This is a genomic window from Burkholderia sp. Ap-955 (assembly GCF_011753045.1).
Lineage (GTDB): Bacteria > Pseudomonadota > Gammaproteobacteria > Burkholderiales > Burkholderiaceae > Burkholderia > Burkholderia lata_D.
Window position 1 is genome coordinate 205,435 of the sequence record NZ_VWWH01000002.1, and the last position, 22,632, is coordinate 228,066.

The window sequence follows — 22,632 nt, forward strand, 5'->3', positions numbered from 1 at the left end:
TGACGCGTCGATGCGCATCAGGCGCCGAGCGCGAGCCGCGTCGCCAGCGCGACCACCAACGCCGGCATCATTACGCACGCGGCGGTGACGCATCCCGCGGCCGCGGTCAGCGCGAAGTCGCTCGCATCGGGCCTCGGTCGATCGCGTTCGTCCGCCATCCGCATCGCGAACGCGAGCACTTCGGCGCGCTCCCGCAGCAGCGCGCGCAGCGCATCCGCCATGATGCGCCGGTCGCGCGGATTGCCCAGACCGAGCCCCGCCTCACCGCCGATTGGACCGCGACACCACGTCGATCCACACGGCCAGCACCAGCACGGCGCCCTTGACGATCATCTGCCAGTACGCGTCGACGTCCAGCATCGACATCCCGTTGTCGAGGCTCGCCATTACGAGCGCCCCGATCAGCGCGCCGTAGACGGTGCCTGACCCGCCGCGCATCGACGTGCCGCCGATGAAGCACGCGGCGATCGCATCGAGTTCGCCCATCGTGCCGGCGGACGGTGACCCCGCCGCCAGCCGCGCCGTGTTCACCAGGCCGGCAAACGCACACATCAGCCCCATCAGCGCGAAGATCGCGAGCTTCACGCGATCGGTATCGACGCCCGACAGCCGCGTCGCCTCCAGGTTGGAACCGACGGCGTAGATGCGCCGGCCGAACACGGTCTGCGTCGCGATCCACGTGAACGCACCGAGCAGCACGAGCAGCAGCAGTACGGGCACCGGGATACCGCCGTAGCGGTCGAGCGTCGCGACGAAGGCGAACAGCACCGCGCCGGCGCCGACGACCTTCGCGACGTCCTGCCACCGCGGCGCGACCGCGAGCCGGTAGCGCCGCCGCGTCGCGCGCTGCCGCACCACCAGCAGCAACACGAGCCCGAACAGCAGGATCGCGAGGCCGTCGCCCACCAGGCGCGGCAGATAACCCTGCCCGATGAACACGAAGCCGTCCGACACGGGCGCGATCGTCGAGCCGCCCGTCACGCCGAGCAAGATCCCGCGAAACGCGAGCATCCCGCCCAGCCCGACGATGAACGACGGCACGCGCCGATAGGTCGACCACCAGCCGTTGAAGAGCCCGATCAGCACGCCGAGCGCGAGCACGGCCGGGATCGTCGCCGCGACCGGCCAGTGGCGGTTGACGTCGAGGATCGCCGCGACGCCGCCGAGCAGCCCGAGCAGCGAGCCGACCGACAGGTCGATCTCGCCCGCGATGATGACGAACACCATCCCGCACGCGAGCATGCCGGTGATCGACATCTGCCGCAGCAGGTTCGATACGTTGCGTGGTGTGACGAACGCGCCGTCCGTCAACACCGAGAAAAACGTCCAGATCACGACGACCGCCAGCAGCAGCGCAAGCAGCTTGTAGCGCGCGAAGATCTGGCGAAGCGGCAGCCCCGCCGGGCGGCCGTCGGAACGATGCGCTTCGGCATCCGGCGTCGCCGGGGTCGAGGAAGAGAGTTCGGAATTCATGTCGCGCTCATTGCGGTGGGTTCGGTGGACAGCCGCGCGGGCTTCAGCGCGGCGCCGAGAATCTGTTCCTGCGTGAGGCCCTGGTTGACGAAATCGCCGCGCAGCTCGCCTTCGCCGATCACCAGCACGCGATCGGCCAGCCCGAGCACCTCGGGCAGCTCCGACGACACGACGATCAGCGCGACGCCACGCTTCGCCAGCGCGAAGATCAGCCGGTAGATCTCCACCTTCGCGCCCACGTCGACGCCGCGCGTCGGCTCGTCGAGGATCAGCACCTGCGGCTCGGCCAGCAGCATCTTGGCGAGCACCGCCTTCTGCTGGTTGCCGCCCGACAGGCTCGCGATCGGCAGGAACGGATGCGCGGCGCGCACCGAGAGCCGCTGCATCTCGGTGCGGATCGCATCGAGTTCGGCGGCCGCGTCGATCCGCCCGCGCGCCGCGAAGCGCCGCAGCACCGCCAGCGTGATGTTGTGGCCCACGCCGAGCTGCGGCACGATGCCATGGCGCTTGCGGTCCTCCGGCACCATCGCGATCCCGGCGCGGATCGCGTCGGCCGGCGAACGGATCGACAACACCCGGCCGTTCATCAGCACGGTCGCCGTGCACGCGCCCGGATACGCGCCGAAGATCGCCTGCATCAGCTCGGTGCGGCCCGCGCCCACGAGCCCGGCGACGCCGAGGATCTCGCCGCGCCGCACGCTGAACGACACGTCGTCGACCCGCTTGCGGCGCGCGTTCGTCACGTCGCGACAGGTCACGTTCCGCGCCTCCAGCACGACCTCGCCAATCTCGTGCGGCTCGCGCGGATACAGGTCGCGGATCTCGCGGCCGACCATCATCGCGATGATCCGGTCAGTGGTCAGCGCGCGCATCGGCTCGGTCGCGACATGCCGGCCGTCGCGGATCACGGTGACCGTGTCGCAGACGGCCGCGACCTCGTCGAGCTTGTGCGAGATGTACACGCACGCGACGCCGCGGCGCTTCAGGTCACGCACGATGTCGAGCAGGATGCGCGTTTCGGCGGCGCTCAGCGACGACGACGGTTCGTCGAGAATCAGCAGCTTCGCGTCCTTGTTCAAGGCCTTCGCGATCTCGATCAACTGCTGGTGGCCGCCGCCATAATTCATGACCGGCTGCGCGACGTTGATCGAGTCGATCCGCAATTCGTGCAGCAGCGCCTCGGCGCGCCGGACCATCGCGGCGAAGTTCATGCGCCCGCCCGGCAGCGTGATCTCGTTGCCGAGGAAGATGTTCTCGGCAACCGACAGTTCGGGCACGAGCATCAGCTCCTGGTGGATGATCACGATGCCCGCCCGCTCCGTGTCGCGCACGCCGGTTGCCGCGAGCGGCGCGCCTTCCCAGCGGATTTCGCCGTCCCACGTGCCGTGCGGATAGACGCCCGACAGCACTTTCATCAGCGTCGACTTGCCCGCGCCGTTCTCGCCGCACAGCCCGACGCATTCGCCGGGCCGCACGGTGAGGTCGATGCCGTCGAGCGCTTTCACGCCGTCGAATGCCTTGACGATGCCGCGCATCGTCAGCAAGGGTTCCGTCATTCGTTCATGCCTCGCAGTAAGCGCGGCCGCCGTCGCGGCGGCCGCGCATCGCGTCCGTCGTACGCTTACTGGCTCGCCAGCTGCGCCTGGGTATAGAAGCCGTCCTTCACGACGACGTCGACGTTGCGCTTGGTCAGCAGCGTCGGCTGCAGCAGCACCGTGTCGACCTTCTTCTTGCCGTTGTCGTATTGCGCGTTGAACGCGGGCTTCGCGCCCTTCGCGAGATCGACCGCCAGCTTCGCCGCTTCGCTCGCGATCAGCTTGAGCGGCTTGTAGACGGTCATCGTCTGCGTGCCGGCGATCACGCGCTTGACCGCCGCGAGATCCGCGTCCTGCCCGGACACCGGCACCTTGCCGGCCAGATGCTGTGCGGCGAGCGCCTGGATCGCGCCGCCGGCCGTGCCGTCGTTCGACGCGACGATCGCGTCGATCCGGTTGTTGTTCGCGGTCAGCGCATCCTCGGTGATGCGCAGCGCGGTCGACGCGCTCCATTCGGGCACCCACTGCTGGCCGACGATCTTGATGTCGCCGCGATCGATCGCCGGCTTCAGCACCTTCAGTTGTCCTTCGCGCAGCATCTTCGCGTTGTTGTCGGTCGGCGCGCCGCCGAGCAGGAAGTAGTTGCCCTTCGGCTTCGCATCGAACACGCCCTGCGCCTGCAGCTCGCCGACCTTCTCGTTGTCGAACGAGATATACGCGTCGACGTCCGCATCGAGGATCAGCCGGTCGTACGACACGACCTTGATGCCGGCCTTCCTCGCTTCGGCGACGACGTTGCCGAGCGTCTTCGAGTTGAACGGCACGATCACGATCACGTCGACGCCGCGCGAGATCAGGTTCTCGATCTGCGAAATCTGCCGCTCCTCGCTCGCGTCGGCCGACTGCACCGACACCTTCGCGCCGAGCTTCGTCGCGGCCGCGACGAAATAATCGCGATCGCGCGACCAGCGCTCGACGCGCAGGTCGTCGATGCAGAAGCCGATTTCGGGCTTGTCCTTGCTCGCATGCGCGAGCGGCGTGCCCAGCGCGAGGATCGCCAGCGCAGCGGCGCTGGCAAGCGAACTCAATACGGTACGACGCGTCACGGATCTCATGTCTCCACTCCTTGTTTTTGGACAACTTCACGAACGCCGGGCGAACGCCGAAATGCGCCGCCCGCATCGAGTCACTGCAAAGCACGGCATCGTGCGACGAGAATCGCGTCAGCGATCCGCACGTCAAACGCCCGTGGCAAACACCGGTTCGAGCGCATGGTAAAGCGCGCGAAACGTCGACCGCCGCATGTCGCGATACCACGCGTGGCGCGCCATGTCCGGCTCGCGCACCGCGATGATCGGCGGCTGCGGGCACACGTCGTCGAGCGGCGCATCCGGTTCGAGCGCGAGATGCGCGAGGCGCGCGGCGCCCAGCGCCGGCCCCACCTCGCCGCCCGCGCGCAAGGTCAGCGCACGGCCGCTCAGGTCGGCGAGCATCTGCGTCCAGTACGCGCTGCGCGAGCCGCCGCCGATCACCGTGATGCTGTCGGGCGCGAGCCCGGCCGCATGCAACGCGTCGATGCCGTCGAGCAGCGCGAAGCCGACGCCTTCGAGCGTCGCGTTCGCGAGATCCGCGCGCTGCGTGTCGGGCGTGAGCCCATAGAACACGCCCTTCGCATTCACGTCGTTGTGCGGCGTACGCTCGCCGCTGAGGTAAGGCAAAAACCACGGGCGGCTCTCGCGTGCATTCGTCTCGGCATCGTTGAGCAGCGCCGCGACGCCGTCATAGCCGGCCAGTTGCGCGGTGAAGTCGATACAGCCGGCCGCGTTCAGCATCACCGACATCAGGTGCCACGTCTCCGGCAGCGCGTGACAGAAGCTGTGCACGGCCGATTCGGGATTCGCGCGGAACCCGTCCGACACCGCGAAATAGACGCCCGACGTCCCGAGCGACAGCAGCGCATCGCCGGGCCGCACGATGCCGACGCCCACCGCGCCGGCGGCGTTGTCGCCGCCGCCCGCCACCACCGGGATCTCGCGCAGCCCGAGCGCGCGCGCGACGGCCGGCAACAGGGTGCCGGTGACGCGATTGCCCTCGAACACGGCCGGCATCTGCGCGCGCGACAGCCCGCATGTGGCAAGCAGCGTGTCGTCGTAGTCGCGCTTCGCGACGTCGAGCCACAGCGTGCCGACGGCATCCGACGGATCGGTCGCGAACGCGCCGGTCAGCCGGTAGCGCAGGTAGTCCTTCGGCAGCAGCACATGGGCGATGCGCGCGAACACGTCAGGTTCGTGACGACGCACCCACAGCAGCTTCGGTGCGGTGAAACCCGGCATCGCAATGTTGCCGGCCACGGCGCGCAGCGTGGGCGCGAGCCGTTCGAGTTCCGCGCACTCCGCATCCGCGCGGCCGTCGTTCCACAGAATCGCGGGGCGCAGCACGGCGCCGTGCGCGTCGAGCAGTGTCGCGCCATGCATCTGGCCGGTCAGTCCGAGTGCGTCGATGTCGCGCGGATCGATACCCGCCGTGCGCGCATCCGAGACGAGTGCGGCCAGCACGCTGCAGGCAGCGTCCCACCAGTCACGCGGGGCCTGCTCGGACCAGCGCGGCCGCGGCCGGCTCACCGCGAGCGGGCGGCTCGCGCTCGCGCGCACCGCGCCGTCGCGGTCGAGCAGCACCGCCTTCACGCCCGACGTGCCGAGATCGAGTCCGATGTACATGGCGTCAGCGCAGCCCGTAGATCGCCTGGTTCACGATGTTCTCGCACCGCTCCTGCGCGCCGCTCGCATGCCGCGGGTTCACACCGCGCGCGAGCGCCTCGGCCGCGAGCGACTCCAGCGTATAGTCGCCCGACAGGATCTTGCGGCCGAACGCGTCGTCCCACTGCGCATAGCGTTGCCGGCGCAGCGCGTCGAGCCGGTCGTTCTCGACCAGCACCGCCGCGCGTTCGAGCGCGAGCGCGAGCACGTCGATCGCGCCGACGTGGCCGTAGAACAGATCTTCCGGATCGCTGCTCTGGCGGCGCACCTTCGCGTCGAAGTTCATCCCGCCGGTCGTGAAGCCGCCGTGACGCAGGATTTCGTAGAACGCGAGCGTCAGCTCCTCGACGCTGTTCGGGAACTGGTCGGTGTCCCAGCCGTTCTGCGGATCGCCGCGGTTCGCATCGACGCTGCCGAACACGCCGAGCGCGAACGCGTTCGCGATCTCGTGATGGAACGAGTGGCCGGCGAGCGTCGCGTGGTTCGCCTCGATGTTCACGCGGATTTCGTTCTGCAATCCGTACTGCACGAGAAAGCCGTGCACCGTCGCGACGTCGTAGTCGTACTGGTGCTTGGTCGGCTCCTGCGGCTTCGGCTCGATCAGCAGCGCGCCCGTGAAGCCGATCCGGTGCTTGTGCTCGACGACCATCGACAGGAAGCGGGCAAACTGCTCGCGTTCGCGCTTCAGGTCGGTGTTGAGCAGCGTCTCGTACCCTTCCCGGCCGCCCCACAGCACATAGTTCTCGCCGCCGAGCCGGTGCGTCGCATCGAGCGCATGACATACCTGGGTCGCGGCCCACGCGAACACGTCGGGGTTCGGGTTCGTCGCGGCGCCGGCCGCGAAGCGCGGGTGCGAGAACAGGTTCGCGGTGCCCCACAGGAGCCGCACGCCGCTCGCCTGCTGACGCTCGCCGAGATAGTCGACCATCCGCGCGAAATTCGCCGCATATTCCCGCAGGCTGTCGCCTTCCGGTGCGACGTCGGTGTCATGGAACGTATAGAAAGGCGTGCCGAGCTTCGTGAAGAACTCGAACGCCGCATCGGCCTTCATCCGCGCCCGCTCGAGCGCATCGCCCGGCTGCTGCCACGGCCGCTGGAACGCGCCCTGCCCGAAGATGTCGTGCCCCGGCCACACGAACGTGTGCCAGTAGCACACCGCGATCCGCAGATGCTCGGCGAGCGTCTTGCCCAGCACGCGCCGCTCGGGGTCGTAATGGTGGTACGCGAGCGGATTGTCCGACTGCGGGCCTTCGTAGCGAATTGCGGGAATGTGTTCGAAATACGACATGGCGTCTCCGTGCAGGGTCTTGTTGCGGCGCAACGCGCGTCGTGGTGACGCACGCGGCCGAATTCGGTAGGCTGGATCGTGCCCGCGCCCCTGCCGGGCGGCAATTGCGAAATTGCGCAGCACGCTTAATGTTTCTTGCCAGCCGCTGCGCGCGGCGCACGTTCCGCCCTACAATCGCCAAACACCAGACACCGCGCGCCGCCGACCCGGGCGCGCCCCGGAGACAACGGCACGGCGCCCCCGACGCGCGTGCCCCGAGATCGAGATGACACGCGTCCCTTCCGCCCAGACACCGCATCGCATCGCGCTGCTGTTCAACGCGAACAAGGTCTACGACCGCGAGATCATCAGCGGCATCGGCCAGTACCTGCACACGACGCGCGTGGTGTGGGACCTGTTCCTCGAAGACGACTTCCGCTGCCGCCTCACCGGCATCGAGCGATTCGACGGCGACGGCATCATCGCGGACTTCGACGATCCCGCCGTTGCCGACGCGCTCGCCGGCTCGCCGCTGCCGATCGTCGCGGTCGGCTCGTCGTACGAGGATCCGGCCCAGTATCCTGACGATGTCCCATATATTGCGACGGACAACCCGAAGCTCGTGTCGCTCGCGTATACGCACCTGATCGGTGCGGGACTCGCGCATTTCGCGATGTACAGCCTGCCGATCGCGCAGGAAAACCGCTGGGCGCAGCAGCGCGAGCTCGCGTTCGACCGGCTCGCACGCGCGGACGGGCTCGATGCGCCGATCTACCGCGGGCTGTCGACGAGCGCGTCGGGCTGGAATCACGCGATCGAGCAACTGATCGGCTGGCTGCATGCGCTGCCGAAGCCCGTCGGCGTGATCGCCGTGACCGATGCGCGTGCGCGGCACCTGCTGCAGGCCTGCCTGATCGCCGGGATCGCGGTGCCGGAACAGGTGGCGATCATCGGCATCGACAACGATCCGCTCACGCGCACGCTGACGCGCATTCCGCTGTCGTCGGTCATCCAGGGCACCGAGGAAATGGGCCGCACCGCCGCGCACCTGCTGCACCGGATGCTGCGCGGCGCGCGCTTTCCCGGGCAGCGCATTCTCGTGCCGCCGGTCGGCATCAACGTGCTCGAATCGACGCGCCACCAGCCGCTGGCGAGCCCGCACGTGATGCGCGCGCGGCATTTCATCCGCCAGTACGCGTGCCAGGGGATCAAGACCGAACAGGTCGCCGACTATGTCGGCGTATCGCGTTCGCTGCTCGAAGAGCACTTCCGGCGCGAATTGCAGCGCACCGTGCACCAGGAAATCCTGCGCCACAAGCTCGAAGCCGCGCAGGCGCTGCTCGCCGGCCGGCAGGCGTCGAGCGCCGAGGTCGCGATCCGTTGCGGGTTCACGTCGCTCCAGTACATGTACGCAGTGTTCAGGCGCGAGCTGGGCTGCACGCCGCGCGAATACCAGGAACGCGCGGCCGCCTCAGCGTCATACTGACGGCCGCCGCCCATCTGACCTCCTCCCATGCACATCGATACCGATTCTTCATCCCTGACGCACGGCGCGGCGCGCGTGCCTTCCGAGCCGTGGGGCACGCTGCCCGACGGCGAGCCCGTTCGGCGCTACACGCTGCGCAACGCGCACGGCATGCGCGTCGGCATCAGCGACCTCGGCGCGACCGTCGTGTCGTGGCTCGCTCCCGACCGCACGGGGCGCTTTGCCGATATCGTGCTCGCACACGACACGCCGGCCGAGTACCTCGAATCCGGTGCCTACCTCGGCGCGACGATCGGCCGATGGGCGAACCGGATCGCCGGTGCGCGCTTCGAACTCGACGGCATCGGCTACCCGCTCGACCGCAACGAGAACGGCAACCTGCTGCACGGCGGCGCGAACGGTTTTCATCGCGCGCGCTGGGACGTGATCGACGACTGCGGCGGGCTGACGCTTCGGCTCGATTCGCCGGAAGGCGACGCGGGTTTTCCGGGCAACGTGACCGTGCAGGTTCGCTACACACTCGACGACGACGGCACGCTGACAATCGACTACGCGGGGTGGACCGATGCACCGACACCGTTGAACCTGACGAATCACAGCTACTTCAACCTGAACGGGCGTCCGGGCAGCGATGTGCGCGGCCATCTGCTGCAGATCGACGCCGACGCGTTTCTCGAAGTGGACGATGCGCTGATCCCGACCGGCACGGCCGACGTGACGGGTACCGCGTTCGATTTCCGGCACAGCGCACCGATCGGCGCGCGCCTCGACTGGCCGCACGCGCAACTGGCCCGCGCGCGCGGCTTCGATCATTGCTTCGTCCTGCGCGACGGCGCGCACGAGGCCCGGCCCGTCGCACGCGTCTACGATCCGGAAAGCGGCCGCGAACTGATCGTGTCGACCGATCAGCGGGGCCTGCAACTCTATACGGGCAACTATCTCGATGGCGTACACGTGAGCGGTGGTACACGGTGCACGCAACACGCGGCGCTGTGCCTGGAGGCGGGCGGCTTTCCGGATCAGGTCAACATGGCCGGCCTGAGCGGCGACGTGATCCTTTATCCGGACGCCGTCTATCGGCAAACCACGCGGTATCGGGTAGCCGTTCACGCATAGTGTGCGCGGGCCGCATCGTCGCGCCCCCGTCCGCTTCGCACCGGCTTCTGCCGATCGCCCCACCCGCCGGATCGACAGGCAGCGTGCCCACCACGGCCGAATTGGGCACGCGCGCACCGGGTGCTCGCGGTGCCTGCTTCCCGTCAACGCACACGGCGCTTGCGGTGCCCGACAGCTTGCCCGTCGTCACGCCTGAATCGGCAAGCCCAGCCGCCAGCTCAGATTCCTGCGCGCAGGCGCCTCACACCGCGTATGGAAAAAGTCGGTCTGATAGATCCGCGGGCGGACGAGCAGCCAGCGAAGAATCGTCCGTTCGTGAAGGTCGTAAGCGCGGTCGTCGAGATCGGGGCGCTCTGCCCGGAGCAGGCGGCCGTCTTCGCGAAATCGCCGGTGAGACGCGCCCAGCTCGGCCAGGTCGATGTCGCATACGAAACGGGTGTCCGGATCCGCGGCGATTCCGACGTGGGTCGTCGCGAGAATCATCGCGCAGATCCGGTCGCACGCATCGATGCGCCCCGCGGCCAGGTGCCGGAACCAGTCGGCGCTGCGCTGCTCGTTGTTCTTCGCGCCCGGGACGTAGATCACGTCGTGGAACCACAGCGCGAGTTCGACCGCATCCGGATCGGGCATCGCGCCGCGCGCGAGGTCGACCTGACGCAAGCAGCGTTTCACATGTGCGAGCGTATGGTAATGCCGCATCGGCTCCGAATAGCCTTCCGCCAGCAGACGATAGACCTCCTCGGCATGGGTCCCGCCGCTGCCCGACCACAACGCGACGAACCGCGCCTGCGTCTGGTTCACGTTCGCTCCTTGGCGCGTGGCGGCGGCACAAGTGCGCCCCGCGCCGACGTTACCGCCCTGCGCTCAGAGAAAATCCCGGCGTATGTCGATGCTCGACCGCTGTCCGATGTTGCCGTAGTGATGCGCGAGCCATGTATCCGCTTCGCGTCGCCCGTGGTCATGCAGCTCGCTCAGAAATCCCCAGTCCGCGTTGTACTTGCTCGATACGCTCAACGCGCTCAGCGCATCGTCGGCGCGAATGGAATGGATCAGCATTTCCTTCATCTCGCCGCGCTTGATCGTGCCTTGCTGGATCAGGTCGGTGACGAACGCGATGGCGCGCATCTCGCGCATCAGCGACGAGTTGAAGCTGATCTCGCTGATCCGGTTCAGGATTTCCGCCGCCGTGACGGGCACCCCGCGGCGCACGAGCGGATTGATGTGCACGATCACGACGTCGCGCGTCGAGCAGTTGTAGATCAGCGGATAAATGGCCGGATTGCCCATGTAGCCGCCATCCCAGTAGTACTCGCCGTCGATCGAGACCGCCTGGAACAAGGTCGGCACGCAGGCCGACGCCAGCACCGCGTCGGCAGATACGTCCGCTCCCGTGAAGACGCGGATCTTCCCCGTCTCGACGTTGGTTGCGCAGAGATACAGCCGGATCGGACAGTGCTTGCGCAGCGCGTCGAAGTCGACCTGGCGCTCGAGCACTTCGCGCAACGGATTCAGGTTGTTCGGATTGAACTGATACGGCGAGAACACGCGCAGCATCATGTCGGTGAACGCATAAAGCGGCGAATGATCGAGCCCGAAGCTGTGCGTCCCCTTCAACCACGGCACCCAGCGCAACGGGTTGTAGCGCTCCGCCGATCGCGCGACCGCCTGCCAGAAGTCGTGCAGCGCCTCGCGCGCACCGTCCTCGCCGCCCTTCAGCAGCCCGCACGCGAGCACGGCCGCATTCATCGCGCCGGCGCTGGTCGCACAGACGCCCTCGATGTCGAGCCGGCCGTCTTCGAGCAGCCGGTCGAGCACGCCCCAGGTGAATGCGCCGTGCATCCCGCCACCCTGCAGCGCCAGCGCGATCGGTTTGCGCGGGCCATCGTGGCGGCGTCTCGCGTGCGTGGTTGTCATGCCCGTCTCCTCGAGCAGCGGCGGTTCGCGGACGGCACGGGGTCACACGATGCGTCGTCATTCGCCGCGGGTCCAGTCATCCTGTGTGCGCGCCCAATGCGTCCAGCAGCGCTTTTGCTTCTTGCAAGTCGCGTGTATCGAAGCCTTCGGTGAACCAGGTGTAGACGTCGCGCAGCACTTGCGTGGCCTCCGCGGTCTTCCCCTGCCGTTGCAACAGCCGCGCGAAGTCCGACGCTGCCCGCAGTTCCAGCGCCCGGGCGCCCTGCCGGCGCGCTCGCGCGATCGCCCGGTGAAAGCAGTCGATGGCTGCGTCGACGCATTCAGGCTCCGTGCCTTCCTGGTCGGCCCCGCCGGCCAGATAGAGGCCCGTTAGACGGAACAGTTCGGCCTCGTAGCAGTGCTCGCCGGATTGCTCGACGACCGCCATGGCCTCTTCCAGCATGTCCAGTGCCGCCTTCCTGTCACCCGCGCGCCAGTAACTGTCGGCGAGCAACGCGAGGGAATAAGGGCGCTGGTCTTCGCCCCCGGCCGCCCGCTGCGCGTCGAGGCCCAGCCGCATCTGCGCGATGCCGTCCGGGAGGTTGCCTTGCGCGCTCGTCGCCCAGCCCCGCAGCAGCGTTCCCCATGCGAGCCAGTACGGCAATCCGTGCTCGGTCGATACGGCAATGACCGCTTCCGCGCGCTCGGCGGCCAGCATCGGCTCCCGCCGCAGTTGATGCAGGTGCGCCGTGTAGGTCAGGCTGAACGCCAGGGAGGGTCCATAGGAAAAGTTCCGTGCGAGCGCAAGCGCTTCGGCACTGCGTTTGAGCGCCTGGTCGGGATACCCCTGTATCCACAGAATCAGCACCAGGAAACTGAGGGCCCGGATGCCGGGATCCACCCCGTGTGCAAAGACATGCGCCTGATGCTGCTCGGGATCGTAGAGCGCGAGCGCCCGTTCCATCTGGGTGCGAGCCGCGTCGAAGTCGCCCTGCAGGAAAAGGCACGAACCCAGCGCGCTATGTGCCTCGGTGAGGAAGCCTGCATCGTTCGCATCCCGCGCCGTACTGAGCATCTGCATGCCCAGCTCGATGGCGAGCGCATACTCGCCCCGCACCACGTGATGCATCCGCAATCCCAGCTGCGTCGCGAAACGCTGCGATGCGTCGCCGGTGCGCTCGCACAGCTCGAGCGCGCGCCGGTAGATCGGGCCCACCTCGTTCGCGCCATACCCGCGCACATCCATCAGGACCGGCCCGAGGGAAAGCAGCAGTGTCAGTTCCCAATGCGCGCGCACCGGTGTGTCCGGCAAGCCCTTCAATAACGCCAGCGCCGATTCGAGGTGATTCATCGCATCGTGATGGGCGGCATGGCGCAACGCCTGCTGAGCCGCTCGATGCAGGTATTCGACCGCCTTCGGAATGTTCCCGCTCTGACTGTAGTGATGCGCGAGTTCGCTGCAGTAATCGGCGATGCGAGTCGGGAACAGCACCTCGATCGCCTGCGCGGTGCGCTCGTGCAGCGTGGTACGCCGCTCGGTGAGCAACGAGCGCCCTGCCACTTCCTGGGTCAGCGCGTGCTTGAACGAGTAATTGACTTCGGGGAAGGCGGGGCACTCGTAGATGAACTCCGCCGCCTCCAAATGCGCGAGGAGACGCCGCAGTTCGTCGTCCCGCGCCGGCGCCTCGCCGCAAATGCGCCGGATCAGGCTGAACGGAAACTCGTGGCCGATCACCGCGAGTGCCTGCAGCAGTTCCTTTTCGTCGACCGGAAGCCGGTCGATCCGAGCCGCGAGCACGCCCTGCACGGTGGTCGGAATGTGCAGCGTGGCGGGTGTCTCCACGACGCGATAGCGGCCGGGCTCGCCGAGCAGCGACCGCTCCTCGACGAGCGTCTGGACCACTTCCTCCATGAAGAACGGGTTGCCCTCCGTCTTCTCCAGGATGCGCTGTTTCAGCGGCACGAGCGTGCGATCCTCGCCGAGCAGCGCCGCGAGCAGTCCTTGCGCATCGGCGGGGCCGAGCGGTTCGAGCCGCAGCGTGCTGCAATGCGCCGCGCGCGCCCACACGGGCTGATACTCGGGCCGGTAGTTCACCAGCAGCAGGATGCGTGCGTCCGGCACGTGGTCGATCAGGCCGGTGAGGAAAGCTTCCGTTTCGCGGTCCAGCCATTGCAGATCCTCGAACAGCAGATGGACCGGCTGATTCCGGCTCTCCCGCGCGAGCAGCTGCCTGATCGCGTCGAAGGTACGCTCGCGGCGGATCTGCGGATCCATCTCGACGAGTACCGGCTCGCCTTCGCCGATGCCGAGCAGATAGAGGACGTACGGTACGAGATCCTCGAAGCTACGCTCGAGCGCGAGCGCCTTGCCGATGACCTTTTCGCGGCAGCGCCGCTCGTCGTCCTGAGTCGTGATCTGGAAATAGTTCTTCAGGAGTTCGATGAGCGGCAGATTCGAATACGCCTTGCCGTGCGATACGGAAAACGTCTCCAGCACCAGCGCGCCACGCCGCGATCGCTCCTTGAACTCGTGGAACAGGCGGGATTTTCCGACGCCGGCCTCGCCTGCCACGCCGACCACGCGCCCCTGCCCGGCGCTCACGGTCTCCCGCGCCCGGTTCAGGTGTTCCATTTCCGTTTCACGGCCGACGAAGCGCGCGAGACCGCGGTGCGCCGCCAGCTGCAGGCGCGTGCGCAACGCACCGAGGCCAAGCACCTCGTATACGCGCAGCGGTGCGGGAATACCCTTGAGCTGCGTCGCGCCCAGCGCCTTGAACTCGAAATAGCCTTCGGCCAGCTTGTGAGTGGACTCACTGACGAGAATCGACGTCGGCGCAGCAATGCCCTCGATCCGCGACGCGATGTGGATCGTATGCCCGAGCGGATCGTAATCGGTGTGCAGGTCGTCGGTGCGGATCGAACGCACGACGACCTCGCCGGTATGGACGCCGACGCGAATCTGCAGCGGAATGCCTTCCTGCAGACGAATGCGATCGCCGTGTTGCCGCATCGCCTGCTGCATGCGCAATGCCGCGAAGAGCGCGCGCTGCGCATGGTCTTCGTGGGCAATCGGTGCGCCGAACAGCGCGAGGATGCCGTCGCCGAGCGATTTGGCTACGTATCCTTCGTAGTAATGGACCGCTTCCATCATCAGCTCGACCACGGGCACGATCAGGCGATGCGCCACTTCGGGATCGAGATCGTGGATCAGCGCGGTCGACCCCGCCATGTCCGCAAACAGCGCGGTCACGGTCTTGCGCTCACCGGCGGGTTCGCCACGCGCCGCCATGGCCGCATGTTCGGCACGGATGCGCTCGGCAAGATGGTCGGGCGTGTAATGAACGGGCGTGGGCGGCGGCTCCCGTCCCGATGGCCGGGACGGCGTCGATGCCGCCGTGGGCGCGGCCAGCGGCGCACCGCAATTGCTGCAGAAGCGGGCCGCCGACGCCACGTCGTGTCCGCATTGCGGACACGTGCGGGACAGCACGGCCTGGCATTCCTGGCAGAACCTCGCACCGGGAGGATTCTCGGAACCGCATAGGGCGCAGCGCATAAAACCCTCTTCCAGCCAAGGGTCGACATCAAAATATTATGCGCCACTCCCCGGGGATATTCAGGGTGACTATGCGATTTCGCATGGCGACCGGCGTCGCGTGCACAGCGCCCCGCGCGAACGCGACTCCGCCATGCACGGCACTCATGCCGCGCATGAAAACTAATCGATTGTTGGCACCCCGGATCGACGCCGACAATCCGCGTCATGCCCCCTCGTTTGCGGTTCGGGCCATTCACCCTCCCAATCGACACACCACGATCCATGAACCATCCCGCCACCGTTTCCTCCATCGCCGGGGCCCGCAAGGCCACGGCAGCGCCCTGCCATGCCCGCCCCCGCACGTGCGGTGAAGCGCTCGTCGACCTCCTCGAACGCCACGGCGTCGAATGCGTGTTCGGCATTCCCGGCGTGCATACCGTCGAGCTCTATCGCGGCCTCGCCGCATCGTCGATCCGCCACGTGACGCCGCGCCACGAACAGGGGGCCGGCTTCATGGCCGACGGCTATGCACGCGTCACGGGCCGGCCGGGCGTCTGCTTCATCATCACCGGGCCGGGGATGACCAATATCGCGACCGCGATGGCACAGGCCTACGCGGATTCGATCCCGATGCTGGTGATCTCGAGCGTCAACGCCCGGCGCGAACTCGGCCGCGGCGACGGCCGCCTGCACGAGCTGCCGTCCCAGCGCGACGTGTTCGCGGGACTCACCGCGTTCTCGCACACGCTGCTCGACGCGGCCGACCTGCCGCAGGTCCTCGCGCGCGCCTTCGCGGTCTTCGCCAGCGCGCGGCCGCGGCCCGTGCATATCGAGATTCCGCTCGACGTGATCGTGATGCCGGCGCCCGCGCTGTCCGACGCCCCGCCCGCGCTGCCGGCGCGGCCCGCGCCGGATGCGAACGCGCTCGCCGCAGCCGCCGACCTGCTCGCGCACGCGCGCCGGCCGCTGATCCTCGCCGGTGGCGGCGCGATCCACGCGGCGGCGGAATTGCGCGAACTCGCCGAACGCCTGCACGCGCCGGTCGCGCTGACGATCAACGCGAAGGGGCTGCTGCCGGCCGGCCACCCGCTGCTGATCGGCTCGACCCAGTCACTGCCTGCCACCCGTGCGGCGATCCGCGATGCCGACGTGGTACTCGCCGTCGGCACCGAGCTGGGCGAAACCGATTACGACGTCACGTTCGACGGCGGCTTCGCGATCGATGGCCGGCTGATCCGCATCGACATCGACGCGCAGCAGCTGATGCGCAACGCCCGCGCCGAGATCGCCATCGCCGGGGATGCTCAGCTGGCACTCGGCGCGCTGTCGACCCGCCTGCACGAGACGCCGGCACCGACACCCGACGCCGACTGGGGCGCGCCGCGGGTGGCCGCCGTGCGCGCCGCGATCGCGTCCATGCACGACGGCGCCGCGCAGTCGCAGGCGCGGCTGATCGATACGATCGTCGCCACGCTGCCCGGCGCGATCATCGCCGGCGATTCAACGAGCCCCGTCTACGTCGGCAATTTCACCCACGATGCACCGGCGCCGCGCAGCTGGTTCAACTCGTCGACCGGCTACGGCACGCTCGGCTACGGGCTGCCCGCCGCGATCGGCGCCAAGCTCGCCGCGCCCGCGCGTCCGGTCGTGTGCCTGATCGGCGACGGCGGCCTGCAGTTCACGCTGCCGGAGCTCGCGAGCGCGGTCGAGGCGCGGCTGCCGGTGATCGTGATCGTCTGGAACAACCGCGGCTACGGCGAGATCCGCAAATACATGGTTGCGCGCGACATCACGCCGGTCGGCGTCGATCCGTATACGCCCGATTTCCAGGCGCTCGCACGCGGCTTCGGCTGCGCGGCGCACACGGCCGCGACACCCGGCGCGCTGGCCGCCGCGCTGCGCGACGCCGCGGCGCGCGCGATCCCGACCGTGATCGAAATCGACGAGGCAACCTGGTTCGAACAGGTGCAGCGATGAGCACGACCCCCGATCTCGCATTCGATCCGCCGCTGCACACGCGCCACTTCATCGACGGGTCCTGGCGTGCGAGCGTCGACGGCGCGACGTTGCCCGTCGTCGATCCGTCGACGGAAGCCGTGCTCGCCAACGTCTGCGCAGGCGGCGAGGCGGACGTCGAGCACGCCGTGCAGGCCGCATCGCGCGCGTTTCCCGGCTGGAAACGCACGACGGGCGCCACGCGTGCGGCGCTGCTCCGCGCGATCGCGCGCGGCGTCGACGCCCGTCGCACGCGGCTCGCCACCCTGCAGTCGCTCAACAATGGCAAGCCGTTCGCCGAAGCCGCGATCGACGTCGCGGACGTGATCGCCACCTTCGACTACTACGCGAGCCTCGCGGACCGCCTCGACACCGACGGCGAAACCGAGATCGCGCTGCCCGATGCCGACCATCGCGCGTGGATCCGGCGCGAGCCGGCCGGCGTCGCCGCGCTGATCGTGCCGTGGAATTTCCCGATGGTGACGACGGCGTGGAAGCTCGCGCCCGCGCTCGCGGCCGGCTGCACCGTGGTGCTGAAGCCGTCCGAGATCACGCCGCTGCCCGAGCTCGAACTCGCCGCGATCGCCGCCGAAGCGGGGCTGCCGCCCGGCGTGCTGAACGTCGTGACGGGCACCGGCCACGACGTCGGCGCCCGACTGTGCGCGCATCCGCTCGTCGCGAAGGTGTCGTTCACCGGCAGCACCGCAGTCGGTGCGCAGGTCATGAAGACGGCCGCCGACACGATCAAGGGTGTCGGCCTCGAACTCGGCGGCAAGTCGTCGATCATCGTGTTCGACGACGCCGATCTCGATCACGCGGTCGAACTCGTCACGGGCGGCGGCCTGTTCAACGCCGGGCAGATGTGTTCGGCGACCTCGCGCGTACTCGTCGCCGCGCCGCTCGCCGACGACCTGATCGCGCGCGTCGCACGGCGCATCGACGCGACCGTCGTCGGGCCGCCGTTCGCCCCGGGCGTGCAGATGGGCCCGCTGACGAATCGCGCGCAATACGAACGGGTGAAACGCCACATCGCGCAGGGCCGGGCCGACGGCGCGCGGCTCGTGACGGGCGGCCACGCGCTCGACGGCCCCGGCTATTTCATCCGACCGGCACTGTTCGCCGACGTGCCGGCCGACAGCTCGCTATGGTGTGAAGAAATCTTCGGCCCGGTGCTGTGTGTCCGCGCATTCGACACCGAGGACGATGCGATCGCGGCCGCCAACGATACCGAATACGGGCTCGTCGCCACCGTCGTCACGCGTGACACGGCACGCGCCAGGCGGGTGGCCGACGCGCTCCAGGCGGGCGTCGTGTGGATCAACACGCCGCAGCTGATCTATCCGCAAACCTCATGGGGCGGCTACAAGCGCAGCAGCATCGGACGCGAACTCGGCCCGTTCGGGCTCGCTGCATTTCAGGAGATCAAGCAGGTCATGATGCCGGCCGGCTGAGGTCGCCGGGCCATGCGTTTATGTCATGCCGCGCATGCGGATATTTCGTTTGTTGCGGAAATTTGACCTCCCTACAGTTCATCCACACCCCGCGCCGCAGTCGGCGCCCGGCATCGAACCACACGGCATCGTTCATCAGGAGACGGCCATGCAACACTTCAAGGCGGGCAGAAGGCAGGTGATCAAAACCCTCGGCACGGCGCTCGCTGCATCCGCCCTTCCGATGCCATTCATCAGTACTGCGAAGGCACAGTCGAGCAGTTTCTCAGGCAAGACGCTGCGCCTGCTCACGTGGTCCGACGATACCGGTGCGGCCGCGCTGCGCAACATCGCGGAAAGCTTCAGCAAGCAGACCGGTGCACGCGTGATCGCCGATCGCGCGGACGGCACGTCGGGGATGGTCGCGAAGGTCAAGGCCGCGGGCGAGCGGCCGACCTACGACGTCATCACGCTCGCCGGCGTCGGCGCGGCCGGTCTCGCGGAAGCGGGCCTGCTCGCGAAGCCCGACCTGAACCGGCTGCCGAACCTGAAGGACGTCGCGCCGCAATACCGCACCGGCGCGAACGGCTTCGGCATCGGCTACCTGCTGTGGTCGGACGGGCTGATCTACAACACGGCGACCGTGAAGAGCGCGCCGTCGAGCTACGAGGCGCTGTGGGATCCGAAGTATGCGGGCCGCCTGTTCCTGCCGCCGCCCGAGTGGGCCGAAGCGGTCGACCTCGCGATCATCGCGGCGAAGCTGGCCGGCGGGTCGCAGCAGAACATCGACCCGGGATTCCGGAAGCTCGCGCAACTGAAGGACCGCGTGATGACCCTCGGCGAAAACCCGAACCAGGTCGCCGACCTGTTCCGCACGGGCTCGCTCGACCTCGGCGGCATCTATTCGCCCGCATTCTTCCCGGACCAGATCCGCAAGCCCGACTACAAGATGGGCGTGACGTACGGGATGAAGGAAGGCTTCGCGACGCAGCTGATGTTCACCGTGATCCCGAAGGCGCACCCGGGCGACCTCGACCTGATCCACGCGTTCATCAATCATTCGCTCGACGCCGGCGTACAGGGCCGGATGGCGGCCGACGTCCTGAACGGCCCTGTGAACGGCAAGGCCGTGATTCCCGCGGAAAGCCGCGCGTTCGTGCCGTCGCCGCAGCAGATCGCGGAGAAAGCCGTGCTGCATGACGACAAGGCGCTCGCGGCCGTGCAGCCGGCCTGGATCAAGCGCTACACGGGCCTCTTCTCGGCGTAACGACATGGCCTCCCTGCCCTCTCCCCGAGACGCCGCGCCGGCCGTCGCCGGCACGGCCGGCGCGGGCGCCGATGCGCCCGCGCTGCCCGGCGTGCCGCCCTGGCTGCTGCTCGCGCCGATCCTCGCGTTCCTCGCGGTGCTCGCCGCCGCGACGGTCACGGTATTGCGCATGAGCGTCGGCGTGTCCGGTGACGAATGGCGGACCTTCACGCTGCAGAACTACGTCGACCTCGCGGACCCGTACTTCACGACGTCGTTGTGGCTCACGCTGCGCCTCGCGTTCCAGAGCATGGTGTGCGCGGTGCTGCTGGCGATCCCGGTGGCGCTCGCGATGGCGCGGACCGAATCGCGGCTCGCGCGCCGGTTGCTGCTCGCCGGTGTCCTGTTGCCGCTGCTCGTGAACCTGCTGCTGCAAGGCTACGGCTGGCTCGTGATGCTCGGCCCGGCCGGGTTGCTCAACCGCGCGCTGCTGGCCAGCGGCGTGATCGGGCGGCCGCTGCAGTTGCTGTACCGCGAGCACGGCGTGCTGCTCGGCCTGATCCAGACCGCGTTCCCGCTCGCCGTGCTGCCGCTGTCGAGCGCGCTGCGCGCGGTGTCCCGCGCCTACGACGAAGCCGCCGCGACGCTCGGCGCGAGCCGCTGGCAGACGCTGCGGCACGTGACCTTGCCGCTCGCGATGCCCGGCCTCGTCTCCGGCGCGCTGCTCGTGTTCGCGTACAACGCCAGCGCGTTCGCGGTGCCGCTGCTGCTCGGCGGCCGGCGCGTGCCGATGCTCGCCGTGCTCGTGCACGACCAGGTCGCACCGCTGCTCAACTGGCCCGCCGCGTCGGCATCCGGCGTCGTGCTGATGGGCGCGACGCTCGTCGTGATGGCGGTTTCGCAGCGCCTCGTGCGCACCCTGCAACGTGCCGACGAGGTGAACCGATGAATGCCCTGCTCCTGCGCGCGCCCATGCCCGGCCGCCTCGGACGCGTGACCGGCGCGCTCGCGACGCTCGTGCTGCTGCTCGCGTCGCTGCCGATCCTGACGATGATCACGATGTCGTTCGGCGCATCGGGCACGCTCGAATTCCCGCCGCGCGAATTCAGCCTGCACTGGTATCGCGCCGCGTGGCAGACGTTCGTGTCGTCCGATGCGGGCAGCGCGCAATCGATGGGCGCCGCGCTGACGACGAGCCTCGTCGTCGCGGTCGCGACGATGCTGATCGCGACCGCCGTGTCGGTGCCCGCGGCTTACGCGCTGTCCCGTTACCGCTTTCGCGGCCGGGCGCTCGTCGAGCAGCTCGTCGCGTTGCCGATCGTCTATCCGCTCGTGATGCTCGGCCTCGCGCTGCTGATCGTGTTCAACGCGCTGCCGGTCGAACTCGGCATCGTGCGGCTCGTCGTCGCGCACGTGATCCTGACGCTGCCGTTCACGGTGAAGAACTGCGCGGCCTCGGTCGCATCGATCGGCCCCGATTTCGAGGAAGCCGCGTGCCTGATGGGCGCGAGCCCGCGCCGCGCGCTCGTCGACGTCGTGCTGCCGCTGATGCGGCCGGGCATCCTCGCCGGGATGCTGTTCGCCTTCATCGTGTCGTTCAACGAATTCACGGTGACGTTCTTCCTGTACAGCATCGACACGATGACGCTGCCGGTCTGGCTCTACAGCCGCACCGTCTCGTCGCTCGACCCGACCGTGTTCTGCTTCGCCGTGTTCACCGTCGCGATCGACTTCGCGCTGATCTGGATGCTCGAAAAACTCGTCGGCGACAAGGGTGTCGCGCTCTGACGCGCACGCCGCCCCGCCCTCGCCCGTGCAAGGAACCCTCATGACCCAGCTCATCCTCCAGAACGTGACGAAGCGCTTCCATCACGCGTATGCGGTCGATCACGTCGACCTGTCGGTGCCGGACGGCAAGCTCGTCTGCTTTCTCGGCCCGTCCGGCTGCGGCAAGACCACGCTGATGCGGATCATCGCCGGCCTCGAAACGCCGACCTCTGGCACGCTGACGTTCGCCGGCCGCGACCTCACGCGCGTACCCGCCAACCGGCGCGACTTCGGCATGGTGTTCCAGTCGCTCGCGCTGTTTCCGCACATGACGGTCGCGCAGAACATCGCGTATCCGCTGCGGCTGCGCAAGACGGACAAGGCCGCGCAGGCACGGCGCGTGGCCGAGCTGCTCGAGCTGATCCAGCTGCCGCACATGGCTGACCGGCTCGTCACGCAACTGTCGGGCGGGCAGCGCCAGCGCGTCGCGATCGCGCGTGCGATCGCATCGTCGCCGCGCCTGCTGCTGCTCGACGAACCGCTGTCGGCACTCGACGCGAAGCTGCGCGAGGCGATGCAGGTCGAGATCCGGCTGCTCCAGCAACGGCTCGGCATCACGACGATCATGGTCACGCACGACCAGCGCGAAGCGATGACGATGGCCGACGAGATCGTCGTGATGGAAAAAGGCCGGATCCAGCAGGTCGGCCGGCCGCTCGACATCTATCGCGATCCGGTCAACGAATTCGTTGCCGACTTCATCGGCCTCGGCAACATCCTGCCGGTCGCGTGCGACGGCGACGACGCCATCGTGCTGCCCGGTGGGCAGCGTCTCGCGATCCGGCGCGCACCGGACACGCCGCGCGCGACCGACGCCGTGCGCCTGCTGATTCGTCCCGAGGACGTCTGCGTGCGCCCCGGCCAGCCGGCTGCGGCACCGAATACGCTGGCCGGCACGATCACGTTCGTGCGCGACGTCGGCGCGTCGATCGAAGCGACGATCGACTGCCGCGGCTTCACGCTGACGGCCGCGACGACGCCGCGCGAGACGCCCGACCTCCGCGTCGGCATGCCGGTGCTCGCGGAACTGCCCGCCCATGCCTGCAAGCTCATCGCCGCCCGCGGCGCCTGAT

17 protein-coding genes are annotated in these 22,632 nt (G+C 68.4%); 8 read left to right on the forward strand and 9 right to left on the reverse strand.

All coding sequences use genetic code 11. The features are described from left to right. Nucleotides 1–17: 17 nt before the first annotated feature. From F3J15_RS01955 to xylA, 6 genes are all read right to left on the reverse strand, one after another. A complete protein-coding gene (locus F3J15_RS01955; RefSeq protein ID WP_166887057.1) occupies nucleotides 18–221 on the reverse strand; it encodes a hypothetical protein in 204 nt (67 codons plus the stop codon). Between the two features lie 40 nt (nucleotides 222–261). After that, nucleotides 262–1,473, reverse strand: a complete 1,212-nt coding sequence (locus tag F3J15_RS01960) for a sugar ABC transporter permease (RefSeq protein ID WP_166887059.1) — start codon at nucleotides 1,471–1,473, stop codon at nucleotides 262–264. Further along, nucleotides 1,470–3,029: a D-xylose ABC transporter ATP-binding protein gene (gene xylG, locus F3J15_RS01965; RefSeq protein ID WP_089487441.1), complete on the reverse strand. Its 1,560-nt coding sequence runs from the start codon at nucleotides 3,027–3,029 to the stop codon at nucleotides 1,470–1,472. The genes F3J15_RS01960 and xylG overlap by 4 nt, the downstream gene beginning before the upstream one ends. A 65-nt stretch (nucleotides 3,030–3,094) precedes the next feature. After that, entirely contained in the window at nucleotides 3,095–4,123 is a 1,029-nt protein-coding gene (gene xylF, locus F3J15_RS01970; RefSeq protein ID WP_166887060.1) for a D-xylose ABC transporter substrate-binding protein, read from the reverse strand. Nucleotides 4,124–4,246: 123 nt separating this feature from the next. After that, nucleotides 4,247–5,725 carry a xylulokinase gene (xylB, locus tag F3J15_RS01975; protein ID WP_166887062.1) on the reverse strand — a complete coding sequence of 493 codons (1,479 nt, stop codon included), beginning with the start codon at nucleotides 5,723–5,725 and terminating at the stop codon, nucleotides 4,247–4,249. Nucleotides 5,726–5,729: 4 nt separating this feature from the next. Next, on the reverse strand, nucleotides 5,730–7,052 hold the full coding sequence (xylA, locus tag F3J15_RS01980; RefSeq protein WP_166887066.1) for a xylose isomerase: 1,323 nt from the start codon (nucleotides 7,050–7,052) through the stop codon (nucleotides 5,730–5,732). Between the two features lie 265 nt (nucleotides 7,053–7,317). On the opposite strand from xylA, the gene F3J15_RS01985 reads away from it, so the two are divergent. Next, nucleotides 7,318–8,517, forward strand: a complete 1,200-nt coding sequence (locus F3J15_RS01985) for a DNA-binding transcriptional regulator (protein ID WP_069250059.1) — start codon at nucleotides 7,318–7,320, stop codon at nucleotides 8,515–8,517. A gap of 27 nt (nucleotides 8,518–8,544) precedes the next feature. Continuing rightward, on the forward strand, nucleotides 8,545–9,633 hold the full coding sequence (locus F3J15_RS01990; protein WP_166887069.1) for an aldose epimerase family protein: 1,089 nt from the start codon (nucleotides 8,545–8,547) through the stop codon (nucleotides 9,631–9,633). A 186-nt stretch (nucleotides 9,634–9,819) separates the two neighbouring features. Here the strand turns inward: F3J15_RS01990 and F3J15_RS01995 are convergent, their stop codons facing one another. The 3 genes from F3J15_RS01995 to F3J15_RS02005 all read right to left on the reverse strand — a co-directional run bounded on the left by F3J15_RS01995 (nucleotide 9,820) and on the right by F3J15_RS02005 (nucleotide 15,079). After that, entirely contained in the window at nucleotides 9,820–10,359 is a 540-nt protein-coding gene (locus tag F3J15_RS01995) for a hypothetical protein (RefSeq protein WP_205190653.1), read from the reverse strand. Between the two features lie 138 nt (nucleotides 10,360–10,497). After that, nucleotides 10,498–11,547 carry a patatin-like phospholipase family protein gene (locus F3J15_RS02000; protein ID WP_166887075.1) on the reverse strand — a complete coding sequence of 350 codons (1,050 nt, stop codon included), beginning with the start codon at nucleotides 11,545–11,547 and terminating at the stop codon, nucleotides 10,498–10,500. 76 nt (nucleotides 11,548–11,623) lie between these two features. Further along, nucleotides 11,624–15,079: an adenylate/guanylate cyclase domain-containing protein gene (locus F3J15_RS02005; RefSeq protein WP_166887077.1), complete on the reverse strand. Its 3,456-nt coding sequence runs from the start codon at nucleotides 15,077–15,079 to the stop codon at nucleotides 11,624–11,626. A 264-nt stretch (nucleotides 15,080–15,343) separates the two neighbouring features. On the opposite strand from F3J15_RS02005, the gene F3J15_RS02010 reads away from it, so the two are divergent. The 6 genes from F3J15_RS02010 to F3J15_RS02035 all read left to right on the forward strand — a co-directional run bounded on the left by F3J15_RS02010 (nucleotide 15,344) and on the right by F3J15_RS02035 (nucleotide 22,631). Beyond that, nucleotides 15,344–17,038: a 5-guanidino-2-oxopentanoate decarboxylase gene (locus F3J15_RS02010; RefSeq protein WP_205190642.1), complete on the forward strand. Its 1,695-nt coding sequence runs from the start codon at nucleotides 15,344–15,346 to the stop codon at nucleotides 17,036–17,038. Then, nucleotides 17,035–18,507: an aldehyde dehydrogenase family protein gene (locus tag F3J15_RS02015; RefSeq protein WP_166887082.1), complete on the forward strand. Its 1,473-nt coding sequence runs from the start codon at nucleotides 17,035–17,037 to the stop codon at nucleotides 18,505–18,507. Before F3J15_RS02010 ends, F3J15_RS02015 begins: the two co-directional genes overlap by 4 nt. Before the next feature lie 148 nt (nucleotides 18,508–18,655). Beyond that, on the forward strand, nucleotides 18,656–19,753 hold the full coding sequence (locus F3J15_RS02020) for an extracellular solute-binding protein (RefSeq protein ID WP_166887085.1): 1,098 nt from the start codon (nucleotides 18,656–18,658) through the stop codon (nucleotides 19,751–19,753). A 4-nt stretch (nucleotides 19,754–19,757) separates the two neighbouring features. Continuing rightward, nucleotides 19,758–20,681, forward strand: coding sequence for an ABC transporter permease (locus F3J15_RS02025; RefSeq protein ID WP_166887088.1), 924 nt, complete (start codon nucleotides 19,758–19,760; stop codon nucleotides 20,679–20,681). Then, on the forward strand, nucleotides 20,678–21,520 hold the full coding sequence (locus tag F3J15_RS02030; protein ID WP_166887091.1) for an ABC transporter permease: 843 nt from the start codon (nucleotides 20,678–20,680) through the stop codon (nucleotides 21,518–21,520). Before F3J15_RS02025 ends, F3J15_RS02030 begins: the two co-directional genes overlap by 4 nt. Before the next feature lie 40 nt (nucleotides 21,521–21,560). Beyond that, entirely contained in the window at nucleotides 21,561–22,631 is a 1,071-nt protein-coding gene (locus F3J15_RS02035) for an ABC transporter ATP-binding protein (protein WP_166887094.1), read from the forward strand. The last annotated feature ends 1 nt before the right edge of the window (nucleotide 22,632 follow it).